General features: G+C 33.2%; 17 protein-coding genes and 1 other annotated feature. Of the genes, 16 read left to right on the top strand and 1 reads right to left on the bottom strand.

The window, feature by feature from the left end; translation table 11 throughout:
* The first annotated feature begins 94 nt into the window (after window positions 1–94).
* A complete protein-coding gene (gene trmB / locus ABWU86_RS04830; protein WP_053949952.1) occupies window positions 95–745 on the top strand; it encodes a tRNA (guanosine(46)-N7)-methyltransferase TrmB in 651 nt (216 codons plus the stop codon).
* A 1-nt stretch (window position 746) separates the two neighbouring features.
* Here the strand turns inward: trmB and ABWU86_RS04825 are convergent, their stop codons facing one another.
* Entirely contained in the window at window positions 747–1,031 is a 285-nt protein-coding gene (locus ABWU86_RS04825) for a hypothetical protein (protein WP_353321679.1), read from the bottom strand.
* Window positions 1,032–1,171: 140 nt separating this feature from the next.
* On the opposite strand from ABWU86_RS04825, the gene ABWU86_RS04820 reads away from it, so the two are divergent.
* The 15 genes from ABWU86_RS04820 (at window position 1,172) to rplT (ending at window position 17,425) form a co-directional block, all read left to right on the top strand.
* Window positions 1,172–1,489, top strand: a complete 318-nt coding sequence (locus ABWU86_RS04820) for a thioredoxin family protein (RefSeq protein ID WP_293792606.1) — start codon at window positions 1,172–1,174, stop codon at window positions 1,487–1,489.
* Window positions 1,490–1,513: 24 nt separating this feature from the next.
* A complete protein-coding gene (gene ytpR, locus ABWU86_RS04815) occupies window positions 1,514–2,158 on the top strand; it encodes a YtpR family tRNA-binding protein (protein ID WP_293792608.1) in 645 nt (214 codons plus the stop codon).
* Window positions 2,159–2,210: 52 nt separating this feature from the next.
* Complete coding sequence (locus ABWU86_RS04810) at window positions 2,211–4,604, top strand: DNA translocase FtsK (RefSeq protein WP_353321677.1); 2,394 nt, start codon at window positions 2,211–2,213, stop codon at window positions 4,602–4,604.
* A 70-nt stretch (window positions 4,605–4,674) separates the two neighbouring features.
* Window positions 4,675–6,006: a UDP-N-acetylmuramate--L-alanine ligase gene (gene murC / locus ABWU86_RS04805; protein WP_293792612.1), complete on the top strand. Its 1,332-nt coding sequence runs from the start codon at window positions 4,675–4,677 to the stop codon at window positions 6,004–6,006.
* A 76-nt stretch (window positions 6,007–6,082) separates the two neighbouring features.
* Window positions 6,083–6,778 carry a Bax inhibitor-1/YccA family protein gene (locus ABWU86_RS04800; protein WP_053949958.1) on the top strand — a complete coding sequence of 232 codons (696 nt, stop codon included), beginning with the start codon at window positions 6,083–6,085 and terminating at the stop codon, window positions 6,776–6,778.
* A 105-nt stretch (window positions 6,779–6,883) separates the two neighbouring features.
* Window positions 6,884–9,532 (top strand): DNA polymerase I, encoded by a 2,649-nt coding sequence (gene polA / locus ABWU86_RS04795; protein ID WP_293792616.1) that lies wholly within the window; start codon window positions 6,884–6,886, stop codon window positions 9,530–9,532.
* A 19-nt stretch (window positions 9,533–9,551) separates the two neighbouring features.
* Window positions 9,552–10,385 (top strand): bifunctional DNA-formamidopyrimidine glycosylase/DNA-(apurinic or apyrimidinic site) lyase, encoded by an 834-nt coding sequence (gene mutM / locus ABWU86_RS04790; RefSeq protein WP_293792618.1) that lies wholly within the window; start codon window positions 9,552–9,554, stop codon window positions 10,383–10,385.
* A 2-nt stretch (window positions 10,386–10,387) separates the two neighbouring features.
* Window positions 10,388–10,972, top strand: coding sequence for a dephospho-CoA kinase (coaE, locus tag ABWU86_RS04785; protein ID WP_293792620.1), 585 nt, complete (start codon window positions 10,388–10,390; stop codon window positions 10,970–10,972).
* Window positions 10,973–10,989: 17 nt separating this feature from the next.
* Window positions 10,990–11,460, top strand: a complete 471-nt coding sequence (gene nrdR / locus ABWU86_RS04780) for a transcriptional regulator NrdR (protein ID WP_293792622.1) — start codon at window positions 10,990–10,992, stop codon at window positions 11,458–11,460.
* A gap of 12 nt (window positions 11,461–11,472) precedes the next feature.
* On the top strand, window positions 11,473–12,846 hold the full coding sequence (locus tag ABWU86_RS04775; protein ID WP_293792624.1) for a replication initiation and membrane attachment family protein: 1,374 nt from the start codon (window positions 11,473–11,475) through the stop codon (window positions 12,844–12,846).
* A 2-nt stretch (window positions 12,847–12,848) separates the two neighbouring features.
* Window positions 12,849–13,781: a primosomal protein DnaI gene (gene dnaI / locus ABWU86_RS04770; protein ID WP_353321672.1), complete on the top strand. Its 933-nt coding sequence runs from the start codon at window positions 12,849–12,851 to the stop codon at window positions 13,779–13,781.
* 331 nt (window positions 13,782–14,112) lie between these two features.
* Window positions 14,113–16,056 (top strand): threonine--tRNA ligase, encoded by a 1,944-nt coding sequence (gene thrS / locus ABWU86_RS04765; RefSeq protein WP_293792629.1) that lies wholly within the window; start codon window positions 14,113–14,115, stop codon window positions 16,054–16,056.
* 46 nt (window positions 16,057–16,102) lie between these two features.
* Window positions 16,103–16,242: a sequence feature (ribosomal protein L20 leader region), on the top strand.
* Between the two features lie 38 nt (window positions 16,243–16,280).
* Window positions 16,281–16,790 (top strand): translation initiation factor IF-3, encoded by a 510-nt coding sequence (gene infC, locus ABWU86_RS04760; protein ID WP_053949966.1) that lies wholly within the window; start codon window positions 16,281–16,283, stop codon window positions 16,788–16,790.
* 47 nt (window positions 16,791–16,837) lie between these two features.
* Window positions 16,838–17,026 carry a 50S ribosomal protein L35 gene (rpmI, locus tag ABWU86_RS04755; RefSeq protein WP_034531197.1) on the top strand — a complete coding sequence of 63 codons (189 nt, stop codon included), beginning with the start codon at window positions 16,838–16,840 and terminating at the stop codon, window positions 17,024–17,026.
* A gap of 42 nt (window positions 17,027–17,068) precedes the next feature.
* Window positions 17,069–17,425 (top strand): 50S ribosomal protein L20, encoded by a 357-nt coding sequence (rplT, locus tag ABWU86_RS04750; protein WP_034531196.1) that lies wholly within the window; start codon window positions 17,069–17,071, stop codon window positions 17,423–17,425.
* The last annotated feature ends 71 nt before the right edge of the window (window positions 17,426–17,496 follow it).

Here is a 17,496-nt window from a genome sequence, read left to right as displayed (position 1 = left end):
ACCCAGTAAAATAAGCTTTAGTAATTATGAACAATTGGCAAAAAATAATTAGTCAAAACTTTGTTTTGGCTATTTTTTATGAGGAGGATAAATCATGAGAGTTAGAAATAAACCTTGGGCTGATGATTTTATCAAAGAAAATGAAAAGTATATCGTGACTGAACCAGAAAATTGGATTGGCAAATGGTCACAACGTTTTGAAAAGGAACAACCAATTCACATTGAAATCGGTACTGGAAAAGGTCAATTTATTGTTGAAATGGCCAAAAGACATCCAGAAGTTAACTTCTTAGGAATTGAAATCCAAAAGACTGTTATCGCGATTGCTCTTAAGAAGGTAGTTGAAGCAGACTTACCAAACTTACAACTAGTTCATACTGATGGAGCAGGGGTAGATACATTCTTTGGTAAACATGAAATTGACACTGTATACCTTAACTTCTCTGATCCATGGCCTAAATCTAGACATGCTAAAAGAAGACTTACTTCTCCAACATTTTTAGATAGTTACAAGACCATCTTAAAAGAAGATGCTCCAGTTGTATTTAAGACTGATAATCGTGGATTATTCGAATATTCAGTAGTTACTTTTAACAACTACGGTATGTATTTTGATATGTTATCTCTAGATTTACACAATAGTGATTACATGGAAGATAACGTAGAAACTGAATATGAACACAAGTTTAGTAGTAAGGGTCCTATTTATAAGATTGTTGCTTACTTCAATAAAAAAGAAGACTAGTTTAGTAGTCTTCTTGAAGTTCTGAAACCCATTTAAACTTATAGTTTGAACTGATTTCAAAATAGTGATCTTTTATATTGTTGTTGTTATCTAAAACGTTAATCGCTCCGATATAATCGTTTTCATTATTCTTTTTCATAATCCAGCTTCCACATACTTTGTTGGATGCTAATGTATCCTTCGCATGCTTTACTTGTAAATTAATTTTTTTGAGGTGTTGTTCTTCTTTTAATTTTTTTGCAACGTAAATACTTGCCCCAACAATCCCAATAGTTAAACTAGACACAATTGCGTTATGCGCTCTAATATATACCACTTCCTTTTTCTTAATGTATATTATATAACACTAAAATTTATAATCAAACTGCATTATAATTTTGCCTAAATACGTTATAATAAAGGAAAATGACAATAGGAGAGATAATTATGGAACAATTACCAACTATGAACTTAGAAGAACTAAAAACAAAATTAAGTGATGGAAAATACATGTTATTCTTCACTGCTGGATGGTGCCCAGATTGTGCATTCATCAAACCTGCAATGCCAGAAATCGAAGCAGAATACCCAGATTACACTTTTATTACTGTAGATCGTGATGAAAACATTGACTTAGCCGCAGATATGGCTATTTTTGGTATTCCTAGCTTTGTCGCTTTTGAAAACGGGGAAGAAATCGGCCGTTTCGTAAACAAAGATAGAAAGACTAAGAAACAAGTTGAAGAATTTATTGATTCTCTATAAAACTAATTTGGAAGGTAAGATTTAATGTTAATTGCAAGTTACAATCCTAAACAAACAGGTGACATCTTGGTCGTTATTTTAGGTGAAGATGCCAAAGAACAAAAAGTTGAATATAAAGATAGCGTGGTTAGAATTTCTGACGAAAGCTCCGACCGTGTTACTGGATTTAACTTTTTATCTGCTTCAGAAGCTTTACCAAGACTAAAAGATGTTGATGGTAAAGTTGATTTAACTCAAGATGATTTAAATTCATTAAATGAAGTATTAAAAAACAATGGTCTTTCAGATACATTGGAATTAGATGAAGATCCTAAATTTGTTGTTGGGTATGTAAAATCTGTTAAAGAACATCCCAAGTCTGATCATTTGAAAATTACAGAAACTGAAATTGACAATGGTAAAACTTTGCAAATTGTTAGTGGATCACCAAATATGCAAGAAAACATCAAGGTTGTTGTTGCTAAAGTTGGTGCAATGATGCCAGATGGACTTATTATTTGGCCAGGAGAATTAAAGGGTGAAGAAAGCATTGGTATGATTTGTTCAGGACGTGAATTATTAATTAAGAACGCCCCAAATCGTCCAGGAGCACTTATCTTACCTAATGATTACCAAGAAGTAGGAGAAGCTTTTGATTTTGCTAAATCAGAAACTTTATTTACAAAATAAGAGATAATCTCTCTTGTTATACATAAATTACAAAATTAAGGATGACGTTTGAATGGAACACTATGATGGACCGGCTTTTTACAGAAAATATAATATAAAACATAATGCGATAGAACCAACACATGCTAATAAGTCTGAACAAAGTTCATCCCATCAAACTATAGATACCCCTAAAGAATCTAAACATAGCGTTGATGATGAAATATTGACCAGAACAGAAAATCCAATTGCTAAAAGAGCAGCTGCATTTACTCCTACGCATAATAGTTCATCAGCAACAAAAGTACAGTTTTATGAAGCATCAAGTTCAAATAAGTACCAAAAACTAAAAGAGCAATTAACCAGAGACAATGAATCTTTGATATTGATTACTGACGATTCAACTGATGCAATTAACTTAGCTAATCCAACTATTCCAGTTGAGGTTGATGTACAAGAAGATAACTACGCAGTTGAAGAAGAAGCAAATGAAATTAGTCAATTCAATGATATAAAAGCAGATTCTTATGCAACTCCATACATTGAAAGTATGGCAAAGAAAGATGCTGATATTGATGCTGCATCAGATATTGTTGAATCAGATAATACTACTTTCGAAAATAAAGCCAACTCTTCTTTTGATGAATTTATTGATAGAAGCACTCATCAAGATGAAGCTGATGAAGATTTGAATAAAGACGTAGTTCAAGATAGTCATGATAATGTTGAAGAAAATGATGATGATATCAAAGATGACTTGAACAATGATGATGAAGGCGATAGCTTCGTATCCATGAACGATGACGAAGAAGCTGGTGATTTATATAATAATCAACAATCCGATAGTCAAAGCGATAATAGTCTTAGTCAATCTGTTGCAGCACGTAAACCGATTGAACAACATGGATTAGGTAACTCTTTATCATCAATCTTAAATCAAGAACATAATGTTCAAAAAGATTTATCTATCTTTAATAATCAACCAGAGAAGGATCAAGAAGAAGCAGAATACAGTCATGATGAAAGTGTATCAGCCGATTACGATGATAGGGGATATCGTTTCCCATCAATGAGTTTACTATCACCTGCAGACACTTTTGAAGATGATAGCATGGATGATTGGATTACATCACAAGCTGAAATCCTAGATGAAACGCTACAAGCATTTAATGTAGATGCAAGTGTTGTTGACTGGACTAATGGTCCAACGGTTACACAGTTCCAAATTAAACTTCAACTCGGGGTTAAAGTAAGTAAGATTACTAACCTAACAGATGATTTAAAACTGGCATTGGCAGCAAAAGATATTAGAATTGAAGCGCCAATTCCTGGAAAAACCACGGTTGGTATAGAAATTCCAAATCCTAAACCAAGACCAGTTAAATTATCTGAGGTAATCAATACACCTCAATTCATGAATACCGATAAACCGCTAACTGTCGCGTTAGGGGTTGATTTAACGGGTAAGCCACAAATGGCAGACCTAAGTAAGATGCCACATGGATTGATTGCTGGGGCCACAGGTTCAGGTAAGAGTGTGTTCTTAAATAGTTTATTAATTTCATTACTATATAAGGCCACGCCTGCCCAATTAAAGATGATTTTAATTGATCCAAAAGCCGTAGAAATGGCTCCATATGATAAGTTACCTCATCTATTATCACCAGTAATATCAGATCCAAAACAAGCTTCTGCTGCATTAAAATGGTCTGTTAAAGAGATGGATGAGCGTTATGAAAAACTAGCCGCAGCAGGTGCTAGAAATATTAAGCAATTCAATGAAATGGCTGAGAATGCCGGTGAGTACACTAAAAAGATGCCTTATATCTTAATCGTAATTGATGAGTTGGCTGATTTAATGATGGTTGCATCAAGTGAGGTTCAAGACTACATCGTTAGAATTACTCAAAAGGCACGAGCGGCTGGTATTCATTTAATCGTTGCAACCCAAAGACCTAGTGTTGATATTATTACAGGTACCATTAAAAATAATATTCCTACTCGTGTTGCTTTCATGGTTTCAAGTCAAGTTGATTCAAGAACCATTATTGACACAGCAGGGGCGGAAAGACTATTAGGTAAGGGTGATATGTTATACCTTGGAAATGGGGCTAGTCAGTCTTCACGTTTACAAGGAACTTTCGTAACTAATGATGAAATTGAACGAATTACCAATGAAGTCAGAAAACAAGGACAACCTAAGTATGCTTTCCAACCAGAATCATTATTAAAATCAGTTAGTCAAGTTGAACAACAAGACGAATTGATGCCAGATGTTTTGGAATACATTTCTAGTGAAGAAACAGTTTCTACTTCTAAATTACAAAGAGTATTCTCCATTGGTTATAACCGAGCGGCTAGCTTGATTGATGACTTGGAACAACATAATTATGTATCTGGTCAACACGGTTCAAAACCAAGGGATGTTTATTTAACTGAAAGTGATTATCAAAAGTTAAATATTTAGAAAAAAAGAGAACATCTGTTGATAAATCTGCTATGATAGATTTATCGAGAGATAAAAGGAGCATTTAAATATGGATGCAAAGAAGATATATCATTTTGTCGGCATTAAAGGTACTGGAATGGCGGCAATGGCAAGAATCCTAAAAGATAGAGGATATGAAGTACAAGGTTCTGACATTGATAAATATACTTTTACTCAAGTGGGATTAGAACAAGCAGGAATTAAAGTTCTTCCTTTCAATGTTGATAATATTAAAGAAGGACTAACTGTAATTGCAGGAAATGCTTTTACAGATGATCAACCAGAAATCAAAAAATCAAGAGAAATGGGTCTAGAAGTATTTAGATATCATGAATTTCTTGGCGAAATGATTAAAGGACATACTAGTATTGGTGTGTGTGGTGCCCATGGTAAAACTAGTACTACAGGATTACTAGCACACGTATTATCTGGAATTGCTCCTACTGATTATTTAATTGGTGATGGAACAGGTAAAGGTGTTCCTGAAGCAAGATTTTTTGCTTATGAAGCTGACGAATATCGTCGTCACTTCCTAGCTACTAGTCCTGATTACGCAATCATGACTAACATTGATTTTGATCATCCTGATTACTATACAGGTATTGATGATGTTAAAAGTGCATTCCAATCATTTGCTAACCAAACAAAGAAAGGTATCTTTGCATGGGGCGATGATGAAAATCTAAGAGATATCAAAGCTGATGTTCCAATTTATTACTATGGAACTAGAGAAGATGATGATTTTAGAGCTGTTAACGTTGTTAAGAGTACTTCTGGATCAGAATTTGATGTTGAATACAAAGGCGAAAAAATTGGTCACTTCCAAATTCACTCATACGGTGAACACAATGTGTTAAATGCTTTAGCAGTTATTGCTGTTTCATATTTTGAACATGATAATTTGGAAGAAGTCCAAAATGAATTTGATACATTTAAAGGTGTAAAGAGACGTTTTGCACAAAGAAAAGTAGCAGATATGACTATTATCGATGATTATGCACATCATCCATCAGAAATTGATGCAACTATTGATGCTGCGAGACAAGAATATCCAAATAAAAAAATTATTGCAGTCTTCCAACCACATACATTTAGTAGAACTATCGCTTACTTAGATGATTTTGCTACTAGTTTGAATAAGGCGGATGACGTTTACATCACTAAGATTTACAGTTCACCTCGAGAAAAATCTGGAAATGTTTCTAGTGCTGATTTAGCTGCAAAAATCACTAAAAATGGTGGCTTAATTGAAGCAGATAATATGTCTCCATTATTGGAATATCATGATGCAGTTGTTGTTTTCATGGGTGCTGGAGATATTCAAAACTATGAACGTATTTACGAAAATCTTTTAAATGATGTTACAAATAATATGAATTAAATTCTTGTAGTTTTTATTTAATCTATTAAAATGTTTTTAACCTATTAAAGGATTCTTAGGAGGATTATAAAAAAATATGAATAACTATGATCAATCAGAACGTAGATTAGTTAATGACGCATTTGGTATGAACCGTTTCTTAACTAAGACTTACGGATGGATGACCCTTTCAGTTTTAATTTCAGGACTTGTTGCTTACCTAATGGGTGGAATGTACCATGTTACATTCAACGCTGGTGCATCAATCGTTGGACTTATTCTTTGGATGGTATTAGCGTTCACAACACAAAATCTTGCATTGCGTAATGCTTTTGCAGGGTTCATTTCATTGATTGTTTTCTCTGCTTTAACAGGTGGATTGTTCTCATACATTTTTATGGCATACAGTTCAACTGCAATTGCAGAAGCCTTCCTAACAACAACAATTGATTTCGCTGTTATGGCATTAATTGGGGTTACTACAAAGAAGAGCTTGGATAAAGTTGGTACTCAAGCAATGGCAGCATTATTTGCGCTAATTATTGTAAGTATCATCAACATTTTCCTAGGCAACCCGCTATTTGATTTATTTATTTCATTTATCGCGGTTATTATTTTTACAGCCTTTACTGCATATGACAGTCAAAAGATTAAACAATCATTTAACGAATATGGTTCAGAAGTTTCTGAAAATGGTTTAGCAATAAGTGGGGCAATGATTCTATACATGGACTTCATTAACTTATTTATTCACTTACTAAGTATTTTTGGATTCGCAAATAACGATAGATAGTAAAAAAAGATGGTGTTTCTACAACACCATCTTTTTTATTTTTTATATAATAATAGTATATGTACATGTTAAAATTAAATTATCGAAAACGATAAGGAGAATTATATGTCTGAGAAAAGATTATTATTGATCGACGGAAACAGTATAACCTATAAAGCATTCTTTGCTTTAATTAATCAGGTTAACAGTTTCGTTAATAACGAAGGTATACATACTAATGCAGTTTTTGGGTTTAACAATATGTTAAACATCATGCTAGATAAATTTAAACCAACTAATGTTTTGGTTGCTTTTGATGCTGGAAAAACTACATTTAGAACTGAAATGTATTCTGATTATAAAGCTGGACGTGATAAGACTCCGGATGAATTAAGAGAACAATTTGATTATGTAAAAAAATTACTAAAAAATCGTGGAATTAAATATTATCAATTAAATAATTACGAAGCCGACGATATTATTGGAACTTTATCAAAGGAAGCAGATCAACTAGGATTTGAAACAACGATCGTAACTGGTGATAATGATTTAACTCAATTATGTTCAGATAAAACAACTGTATCTATTTCAAATCGTGGAGTTTCTGGAGTTGTAAGATACGACACTGATTATGTTAAAGAAACAATGGGGATTACACCTGCACAAATCATTGATTGGAAAGCGCTAAAGGGTGATTCTTCTGATAATTATTCCGGTGTAACTGGAGTTGGTGACAAGACTGCCTTAAAACTAGTTACTCAATTTGGTAGTGTTGAAAATCTATATGAACATTTAGATGAAGTTAGTGGTAAGAAGTTACTAGAACATTTAACTGAAGATAAAGAAAATGCATTTTTAGCAAAAAAATTAGCCACTATTAATCGGGATGCACCTATTGAAATAACTGTAGACGATACTGTTTATGATGGTGACCATATTGAAGATTTGATTAATTTCTATCGTGAAATGAACTTTAGAAAGTTCTTAAGCGAAATGAGTGCTGATCAAGTTGAAACAATGGATAAAGTTGAATTCGTTGAATTAAACTCGGATAATGCCAAAGAAATTGATGTTAAAGATGGTTCAAACGTAAGTTTTTACCTCGGAATTGATGGAGATAACTATCATACGGCGGATTATATTGGATTTGCGATGAAAGTCGATGAAATTAACTACATTTCAAGAGACATCGAATTATTAATGGATGACAATTTAAAAGCTTTACTTGAAAGTGATAAAATCAGTAAAAATGTGTTTGATGGTAAGCGAACATACGTCGGATTAAATAGGCTAGGTATTAAATTAAACAATGTCGATTTCGATTTACTTTTAGCATCTTATCTATTAGATACTAACGATAATAGTTATGATTTAGGAAAAGTAGCTAATCGCCATGATTATTTTGATGTTCAATCTGACGAGGATGTTTATGGAAAAGGTGCTAAGCGAGCAATTCCTGATGATGATATTTTGTTTGACCATTTCGCTCGAAAAGTTAATGCGATTAATAGCTTAAAAGATAAGTTGTTTGATGAATTGAAATCAAATGATCAATTAGACTTATATAGAGATGTTGAATTACCATTATCATTTGTTTTAGCACGAATGGAAATAGCGGGAGTTGTAATTAATAAAGACATCTTAATTTCAATGAAATCAAAAATTTCCGAAAAACTGTTGGAGATTAAGCAATCAATTTATAATGATGCAGGTGAAGAATTCAACATTGCTTCTCCTAAACAATTAGGAGAAATTTTATTTGATAAGATGCAATTACCAGTAGTTAAGAAAACTAAAACTGGTTATTCTACTGCGGTAGGTGTTTTGGAACAATTAGCACCAGATTATCCAATTGTAGAAAAAGTATTGGAATACCGCAAATATTCTAAAATTTTATCCACTTATGTCGAAGGATTATTGTCAGATATTCACGTTGATAATAAAGTCCATACAAGATACTTGCAAACACTTACGCAAACAGGTAGATTATCTTCTGTTGATCCTAACTTGCAAAATATTCCAGTTAGAACAGAAGAAGGACGTAAGATTAGACAAGCTTTCATCCCTAGTGAAAGTAATTGGCAAATCTTTTCATCAGATTATTCCCAAATTGAGCTACGTGTATTAGCTTCTATTTCTGGAGATAAGAATATGCAAGATGAATTTATCCATAATGATGATATTCATGCTTCTACTGCAAGAAGAATATTTGGATTATCCGATAATAGTGAGGTTACTCCAGAATATAGAAGACAAGCAAAGGCTGTTAATTTTGGAATTGTCTACGGAATATCAGATTTTGGATTGGCCAAAAATACTGGAATTAGTAGAAATGATGCTAAAGAATTCATTGAAAAGTATTTTGATGAATATCCAGGGGTTAAAAAATACATGGAAGATAGCGTCAACAGTGCAAGAGAAAAAGGGTATGTTGAAACTATCTTACATCGTCGTAGATATCTGCCAGATATTAATGCTAAGAACTTTAATTTAAGATCATTTGCAGAAAGAACTGCTATGAATTCACCAATTCAAGGTAGTGCTGCTGATATTATCAAAATTGCGATGATTAAAATGGAACAAGAACTAGAAAAACGTAATTTAAAAGCTAAGATGTTACTTCAAGTTCATGATGAATTGATTTTTGAAGCACCTAGCGAAGAAATTGAAATTTTAGAAGAGTTAGTTCCTAAAGTAATGGACTCTGCTGTGAAATTAAACGTCCCATTAAACGTAAAAAGTCATTATGGGAATAGTTGGTACAGCTTGAAATAATTTAAGTGAGGTTAGAAAGATGCCTGAATTACCTGAAGTTGAAACTGTTAGAAGAGGGCTTACCCAATTAGTAGAGGGTGCTAAAGTTAATACTATTGATGTTTTATATCCAAAAATGATTAATGTTTCTGAAAAGGAATTCAAAGACGTACTACAAAAACATCAAATCATTCGAATTGATCGTCGTGGTAAATATCTATTGTTTAGATTTGATAATGATATGACCCTTGTTTCTCATTTGAGAATGGAAGGAAAGTATGATGTTGAACCAGATGGAACTGAACCAACCAAACACACTCATATTATTTTCCATTTAGATGATGATCGTGAACTAAGATATAAAGACAGTCGAAAATTTGGTCGTATGTACTTAGTAAAAAATGGGGATGAAAAGACATTATCCGGACTAGGTACTATTGGTCCAGAACCAACTGATGAAACTTTAACTTTTGATTACATGAAATCAATCATGAATAAAGCTAGAGGAAAAATTAAACCATTCCTATTAAATCAAAGTAATATTGCCGGATTAGGTAATATTTACTGTGATGAAGTTCTTTGGTTAACATCAATTCATCCAGAAACACAAACGAACTTAATTACCGATGAAGAAATTGAAGCATTAAGAAAGAATATTATTGCTGAAATTAAAATGGCTATTAAGGGACATGGAACTACTGTTCATTCATACTCCAATGCGTTTGGGGAAGCAGGACAGTTCCAAAACCATCTACATGTTTATGGACGTAAGGGCGAACCTTGTGAAAGATGTGATACACTATTGGAAAAGATAAAAGTTGCTCAAAGAGGAACAACTTATTGTCCAAATTGCCAAAGAAAAGTGGTTGAATAAATATGACTAGAGTAATTGGATTAACTGGTGGGATTGCGACAGGCAAATCCACTGTTTCTCAATACTTATTAAGTTGCGGATATCAAATTATTGATGCTGATTTAATTACTCACCATGTCCAATCAAAAGGCAGCGAAGGGCTAAAAGCTATTGCTGCCTTTTTTGGTCCAGATATTTTATTATCTAATGGTGAGTTAAATAGAACCAAATTAGCACAAATTGTTTTCTCAGATAAAAAGCAACTTGTAGAGTTAACCAGAATTATTGATCCGTTTATCCGTAGTGAAATATATAGTAAAATTAATTCGTCCAAAGAATCAATTGTGATTTTAGACGCACCCACTTTATTTGAAAATGGATATCATTTCGTTTGTGATAGAATAATCACCGTGTCATGTGATCAAGATAAACAAATTGAGAGATTAATGAGTAGAGATAATTTAACCAAAGAAGAGGCGCTAAAAAGAATTAATAGTCAATGGCCTTTAAATATTAAAGAACAATTGTCTAACGATGTTATTGATAGTAACGGTAGTATTATGCAAACACGCTCTCAAGTGGTAAAATTATTTAATAATATAGATTAACTGAGGTGAACGATAATATGCAATGTCCTCATTGTCATAAAAACTCTTCCAGAGTTGTTGATAGTCGACCAGCAGAAAATGGCCAAGTGATTAGACGTCGACGCGAATGCGAAAATTGTAATTACAGATATACAACATTTGAAAGAATCGAACAAACACCATTACTAGTAATTAAAAACAATGGTAATCGTGAAGAATTTAATCATGAAAAGATCCTCCGTGGGATAATCAGATCTGCTGAAAAACGTCCGGTACCTATGGATGCCATGACATCTATCGCTGATAAAGTAGAAAATCAAATTAGATCATTGGGTGAAAACGAAGTATCAAGTCAATTAATTGGTGAATATGTGATGAAGGAACTAGTTAATGTTGATGACATTGCCTACATTAGATTTGCGAGTGTTTATCGTCAATTTAAGGATATGACCGTTTTCTACAACGAATTAAAAGAAGTTTTAGATAAAGATCACAAAAATAAAAAGTAGTGGGGAATATGTATGACCGAGAAATGGTTAGAAATTAATCCGCAATCCAAATTTATACTAACTAATGACTCACAATTATCTGATACACAAAGAGAATCTCTTGATATTTTGTACCAGCCAATTGTGGGTTCTTTGGCGTACACATTAATTAATGTCTTATGGCGAATGAGCCAAGAAAAGAACCCGTTAAAAGAACATAACCATGTTGAACTACTTACGTATTTAAATTCAGATATTAAATCGATTTTAGATGCTAGAACCAAACTCGAAGCCGTTGGATTAATAAAGACGTTTGTAAAAAGAAAAGATGACAACGAAAGTTTTGTTTATCAATTGGTTAGTCCATTAGAAGCTACCAAATTCTTCATGGATGATTTATTGAGTGTTTCACTATTACAAATTATTGGTGAGTACAGATATTTAGATATCTTTGAACAATTAAAAACAGAAACAATAAATCTTGAAGATTACGAAGATATCTCACAAAACTTTCTTCAAGTGTTTAAAATTAAAGATAGTGAGATTAAAGATACACCTGATGTAATTAAAAATATCAAGAATAACTTATCATCAAATGTTGGTAGTAGTGAAGTTGTTGATTTACCTAAGAGTGACGATTTCGACTTTAACTTGTTACTAGATATTTTGAGCCAATCATTTGTAAATATTACTGACGTAAAGAAAAACATTAATTTAATTAATACAGAGCATGAATTGTTTGGTATTGATGAAATCACGACAGCTAGATTAATTGAACAATCTACTAATGTTGCTAATAACGTGTTTGATCCGAAGAAGTTTAAAGTAATTGTTTCTAGAAGATTCCAAAATACTACTTCCAATAGAAAACAAGAAAACTCCAGTAACAATGTTAATAACAAGCAAAATACTAATGTTAATTTAAACGAAATGGAAAATAAGCTTGTTAAATCAATGCGTCAATATTCACCAATGGAATTTTTAAATTCATTAAAACGAGCTAAGGGTGGATATGTTCACAGTAACGAAGAAAGAATCATTAGTAGTGTTGTTGAAAGACAAATCCTTAGTTCTGAAGTGATTAACATGATTACTTATCACATATTAATCGATTTAGGTAATTCAGGACTCAATAGGAACTTATTTGAAGCAATTGCTGATGATTGGTCACAAAATAAAATTAAGAGTGCTGAACAAGCATTACAATTTATTAAAGATCGTACTAAGACAAGTGCTGCGCCTAAGTCTAATAAGAGATATCAACGTAAAAATGTGGTAAAAGAAACATTACCTGATTGGGCAAAAGAAGATAATAAACCCAAGGATTATGGTAAAGTTAATGCAGATAAGAAAAAAGCATTACAAGAAAGAATTAAGCAAATGCAAAACAATAGAAATGAGGGTTAATAATGAGAAACTTAAGTGAAGAAATGAGTAATAAAATCAATGAACCTAAGTATCGTCAAAAATATGACCAATTAGTTTCTTTGGCTTTGCAGGATGACGAAGTAAAAGCATTTTTAGACGAAAATAAAGAAAATTTAGCAGAAAATGCGGTTAGAAAATCAATTTCTAAACTTTATGAGTTTGTCCAACAAAAAAATAAGATTAACAACAATGAACCAACTAATGTTCCGGGATACACTCCCATATTAGTAGTTTCAAAGGGATTAATTGATATATCATACGTTCCTACTAAAGAAAAGATCGAAAGCATGAAACAAAATAAGATCTTGAAGAGAATTCATGCAGTGTCAATGCCTAAGAACATCAAAAATGTTAGTCTAAGTCAATTTGATTTGGATGAAAATGACTACCGTTTAGATGCGATGGCTAAAGTAACTGATTTTATTAATGAATATAGTAACGACCCTAAGGGATGGCACCAAGGGATGTATCTATATGGAGAATTTGGTGTTGGAAAAACATTTCTAATGGCTGCAATGTCAAATGAATTAGCTAAAAACGGTACTGAGGTGACTTTAGTACATTTCCCAAGTTTTGCTGTTGAAATGAAGAGCGCAATTTCCAATAACATGGTATCCGATAAACTAGATACAATTAAGAAAACACCAGTATTAATCTTGGATGATATTGGTGCTGATTCAATGTCATCATGGGTTAGGGATGATATTTTAGGAGTTATTCTTGAATATCGTATGCAAAATGCACTTAGCACATTCTTTACTTCAAACTTTTCAATGGATCAGTTCGAAAAAGAACATCTTGCTGTAAATAACAAGGGTGAAGAAGAACCATTGAAGGCGAAGAGAATCATGCAAAGAGTTCGTTTCTTATCGAAAGAGGTATCTTTATTTGGAAAAAATAGAAGACCTCAATAGAAATTAGTAATTTATTCTTGACAATTGTGGTTACAATATTGATAATAAAGACAGTTAATAAAAGACATGATTTTAATAATTAACATTCAGGGAGGAAGCACATTTGCTGGAAGTGTTTCTATGATTATTATTGAAGTTACCACTTTTATTTATTAGGCAGAGGAAAATTCTGACACGGGTTGTTTCGTTATCAACTATTATGAGGCTCACGTATTTATATATGTGAGTAGAATTCGGGTGGAACCACGTTTATTTAGACGTCCCTAGTATCTTAAGATACTGGGGGCGTTTTTTGTTTTCATTCGAAAATTAGACAAGGGAGTGCATAATAATGGCAAAAATTTCATTTGAGTTTCCTGACGGAAGCATTAAAGAATTTGATCAAGGTGTAACTACAGAAGATATCGCTAAATCAATTTCAATTAGTTTAGCTAAAAAATCTGTAGCAGGTAAAATCGACGGAGAAATGGTTGATATTGATTTACCTTTAGAAAAAGGTGGAAAAATTGAAATCGTTACAAAAGATTCTGAAGATGGTTTGAAGGTACTACGTCAAACTGCTGCTCAATTATTAAAAGCTGCATTAGCAGATCAATTTAATAACATTCAATTTGGTGAAAGTACTGCAAATGACGATGGCTTCTTTGTTGATACAGATAAACGCGATAGCCAAGTTAGTGCTGACGAATTACCATTAGCAGAAGAACGTATTAACAAAATGGTAAAAGACGACGTTAAAATTGAAAGAAAAGTATTATCACTAGATGATGCACTAAAACAAGTTGATGGTGATCCATACCAAGCTAAGTTAGTTAACGAAATGGCTAAAGATGGTGAAGTTGTATTCTACCAAATCGGAGATTACCTTGGTCTAGGTGAAGGTGTTGTATTACCTTCAGCTAAGGCAGTTAAAGAATACAAACTTCTTTCAGTTGCTGGTGCATACTGGGAAGGTAAATCTTCTAACCCAATGCTACAAAGAATTTTTGCAACTGCATTCTTTAAGAAAGCTGATTTAGAAGAAGACTTAAACAGACGTCAAGAAGCTAAAGAAAGAGATCACAGAGTTATTGGTAACAAACTTGACCTATTCTTTGTTGATCCTAAAGTTGGTGCCGGTTTAGCTTACTGGATGCCAAATGGTGCTACTATCAGACGTGTTGTTGAAAGATACATCATTGATAAGGAATTAGCTAACGGATACCAACATGTTATTACACCAGTTCTAATGAACCTAGATGCATATAAGACTTCAGGTCACTGGCAACACTACCGTGAAGACATGTTCCCACCAATGGACATGGGTGATGGTGAAGAACTTGAATTAAGACCAATGAACTGTCCAAGTCATATTCAAATCTTCAAACACCACATTCGTTCATACCGTGAACTACCAATGAGAATTGCGGAATTAGGAATGATGCACAGATATGAAAAATCAGGTGCTTTATCAGGACTACAACGTGTTCGTGAAATGACATTAAATGATGGTCACACTTTCTTAACTCTAGAACAAATTCAAGATGAATTTAAGAAGGTTTTAGGTTTAATGGTAGAAGTATACAAAGACTTCGATATTAAGAACTACCACTTCAGATTAAGTTACAGAGATCCTAAGAATACTGAAAAGTACTTTGATGATGAAGAAATGTGGAACAGATCACAATCAATGCTTAAAGGTGCTATGGATGATTTAGGATTAGACTATGTTGAAGCTGAAGGTGAAGCTGCATTCTACGGTCCAAAACTTGATGTTCAAACATACACTGCAATGGGTAATGAAGAAACACTATCAACTATTCAATTAGATTTCATGTTACCTGAAAGATTTGGTCTAAGCTATGTTGGTGAAGATGGTCAAGAACACCGTCCAGTTATGATGCACCGTGGATTAGTTTCAACTATGGAAAGATTCATTGCTTACCTAATTGAAGTTTATAAGGGTGCATTCCCAACTTGGTTAGCTCCAAAACAAGTTAAAGTAATTCCTGTTAGCATGGAAAAATACGGTGATTACGCTAAAGAAGTTAATGACAAATTAGCTGCTCTAGGTATCCGTACTAGTGTTGATGATAGAAATGAAAAGATGGGTTACTTAATTCGTGATGCCCAAACTAACAAGATTCCATACACAATCGTTGTTGGTGAAAACGAAAAGAATGCTAATGAAGTATCAGTTCGTAAGTATGGTGAACAAGATACTGTAAACATGAGCATTGATGATTTCGTAAAAGAAATTCAAGCAGACATTAATAACTACTCAAGAGAAAAATAATTAAATGTTGTTGACAAGTATCATATATCTTGATACTATATAAATAACGAAAAAGCAGAAGCATCCCGCTTCTCGCCTGAGTTATCGTTTAAAGATGGCTAGGCATGATATCGGTTTAACCCTTAAAATGTTTTTTAAGGGACCAAAAGCGGGTGCTCAATTGTGGGCTCCCGCTTTTTTCTGCTTTTTAATAAACTTGGAGGTGAATTACCATAGCAAACGATATGATGGTTAATGATGGAATTCGAGCTCGTGAACTTCGTTTAATCGGTGCAAACGGTGATCAATTAGGAGTTAAGACAAAGGACGAAGCAATGCAAATTGCTGAAGCTGCAGGTCTTGACTTAGTAGTTGTTGCTCCTAAGGCTAAGCCAATGGTAGCAAAAGTACTTGATTACGGAAAATACCGTTTTGAACAACAAAAGAAAGCTCGTCTATCTCGTAAGAAGCAAAAAGTAGTTAGTGTTAAGGAAATTAGATTGAGTCCTACTATCGATACTAATGACTTCAATACCAAACTAAAAAGAGCTAAGACTTTCATCGAAAAAGGTGAAAAAGTTAGGGTTTCAATTCGCTTTAAGGGACGTGCCATCACACATAAGGAAATTGGTCGTGATGTTTTAAACAGAATGGCAGATTCTACATCAGATGTTGCTAGCGTTACTCAACGAGCAAAGATGGATGGAAGAAGTATGTTCCTAATGCTCGCACCTAAATCAAGCGATAAAAATTAGATAGTATTTTATAATACTTAAAGTTAAATTAAGGGAGGATTTTTTCAATGCCAAAGACTAAATCAAATCGTGCAATTGCAAAGCGTTTCAAGAAGACTGCCAAAGGTGGTTTAAAGAGTGCTAACGCATTTACAAGTCACCGTTTCCACGGTAAGACTAAGAAACAACGTCGTAACCTACGTGGTACAAGCATGGTAAACGATACATTAGCAAGCAAATACACAAAGATGTTTTAATTAAAACTTTTAAGTAAGACATACAATTAGGAGGATTTAAATATGCCAAGAGTTAAGGGTGGAACAGTTACTCACGCACGTCGTAAGCGTGTTTTAAAAGAAGCTAAAGGTTACCGTGAAGGTAAGCACAGTCTATTCAAGACTGCTAAAGATCAAGTTATGAAGTCACGTGAATATGCATTCCGTGATCGTAGAGCAAACAAGGGTAACTTCAGAAGATTATGGATTGCTCGTATCAATGCTGCTGCTCGTATGAACGGTCTAAGTTACAGTAAATTAATGCACGGTTTGAAACTTTCAAACATTGAAATGAACCGTAAGATGTTAGCTGACTTAGCTGTTAACGACGAAAAAGCTTTTGCTTCATTAGCTGAAACTGCAAAGAAAGCTATTAAATAATTTATAAAAACTTTCACCACTTAAGGTAAGTAGGTGGGAGTTTTTTTCTTATATGGGACACAACAATTGTG

Source organism: Apilactobacillus pseudapinorum (genome assembly GCF_040369555.1).
Classification (GTDB): Bacteria; Bacillota; Bacilli; order Lactobacillales; family Lactobacillaceae; genus Apilactobacillus.
Note: the sequence above shows the minus strand (reverse complement) of the source record. Positions and strands in the feature narration are given on the sequence as shown.

Coding starts and splice junctions, on each gene's coding strand:
- infC (WP_053949966.1), top strand. CDS start 16,281: ATGATGGTTAATGATGGAATTCGAGCTCGTGAACTTCGTTTAATCGGT.
- rpmI (WP_034531197.1), top strand. CDS start 16,838: ATGCCAAAGACTAAATCAAATCGTGCAATTGCAAAGCGTTTCAAGAAG.
- polA (WP_293792616.1), top strand. CDS start 6,884: ATGTCTGAGAAAAGATTATTATTGATCGACGGAAACAGTATAACCTAT.
- trmB (WP_053949952.1), top strand. CDS start 95: ATGAGAGTTAGAAATAAACCTTGGGCTGATGATTTTATCAAAGAAAAT.
- ABWU86_RS04810 (WP_353321677.1), top strand. CDS start 2,211: ATGGAACACTATGATGGACCGGCTTTTTACAGAAAATATAATATAAAA.
- ABWU86_RS04820 (WP_293792606.1), top strand. CDS start 1,172: ATGGAACAATTACCAACTATGAACTTAGAAGAACTAAAAACAAAATTA.
- ytpR (WP_293792608.1), top strand. CDS start 1,514: ATGTTAATTGCAAGTTACAATCCTAAACAAACAGGTGACATCTTGGTC.
- ABWU86_RS04800 (WP_053949958.1), top strand. CDS start 6,083: ATGAATAACTATGATCAATCAGAACGTAGATTAGTTAATGACGCATTT.
- nrdR (WP_293792622.1), top strand. CDS start 10,990: ATGCAATGTCCTCATTGTCATAAAAACTCTTCCAGAGTTGTTGATAGT.
- murC (WP_293792612.1), top strand. CDS start 4,675: ATGGATGCAAAGAAGATATATCATTTTGTCGGCATTAAAGGTACTGGA.
- thrS (WP_293792629.1), top strand. CDS start 14,113: ATGGCAAAAATTTCATTTGAGTTTCCTGACGGAAGCATTAAAGAATTT.
- mutM (WP_293792618.1), top strand. CDS start 9,552: ATGCCTGAATTACCTGAAGTTGAAACTGTTAGAAGAGGGCTTACCCAA.
- ABWU86_RS04775 (WP_293792624.1), top strand. CDS start 11,473: ATGACCGAGAAATGGTTAGAAATTAATCCGCAATCCAAATTTATACTA.
- dnaI (WP_353321672.1), top strand. CDS start 12,849: ATGAGAAACTTAAGTGAAGAAATGAGTAATAAAATCAATGAACCTAAG.
- coaE (WP_293792620.1), top strand. CDS start 10,388: ATGACTAGAGTAATTGGATTAACTGGTGGGATTGCGACAGGCAAATCC.
- rplT (WP_034531196.1), top strand. CDS start 17,069: ATGCCAAGAGTTAAGGGTGGAACAGTTACTCACGCACGTCGTAAGCGT.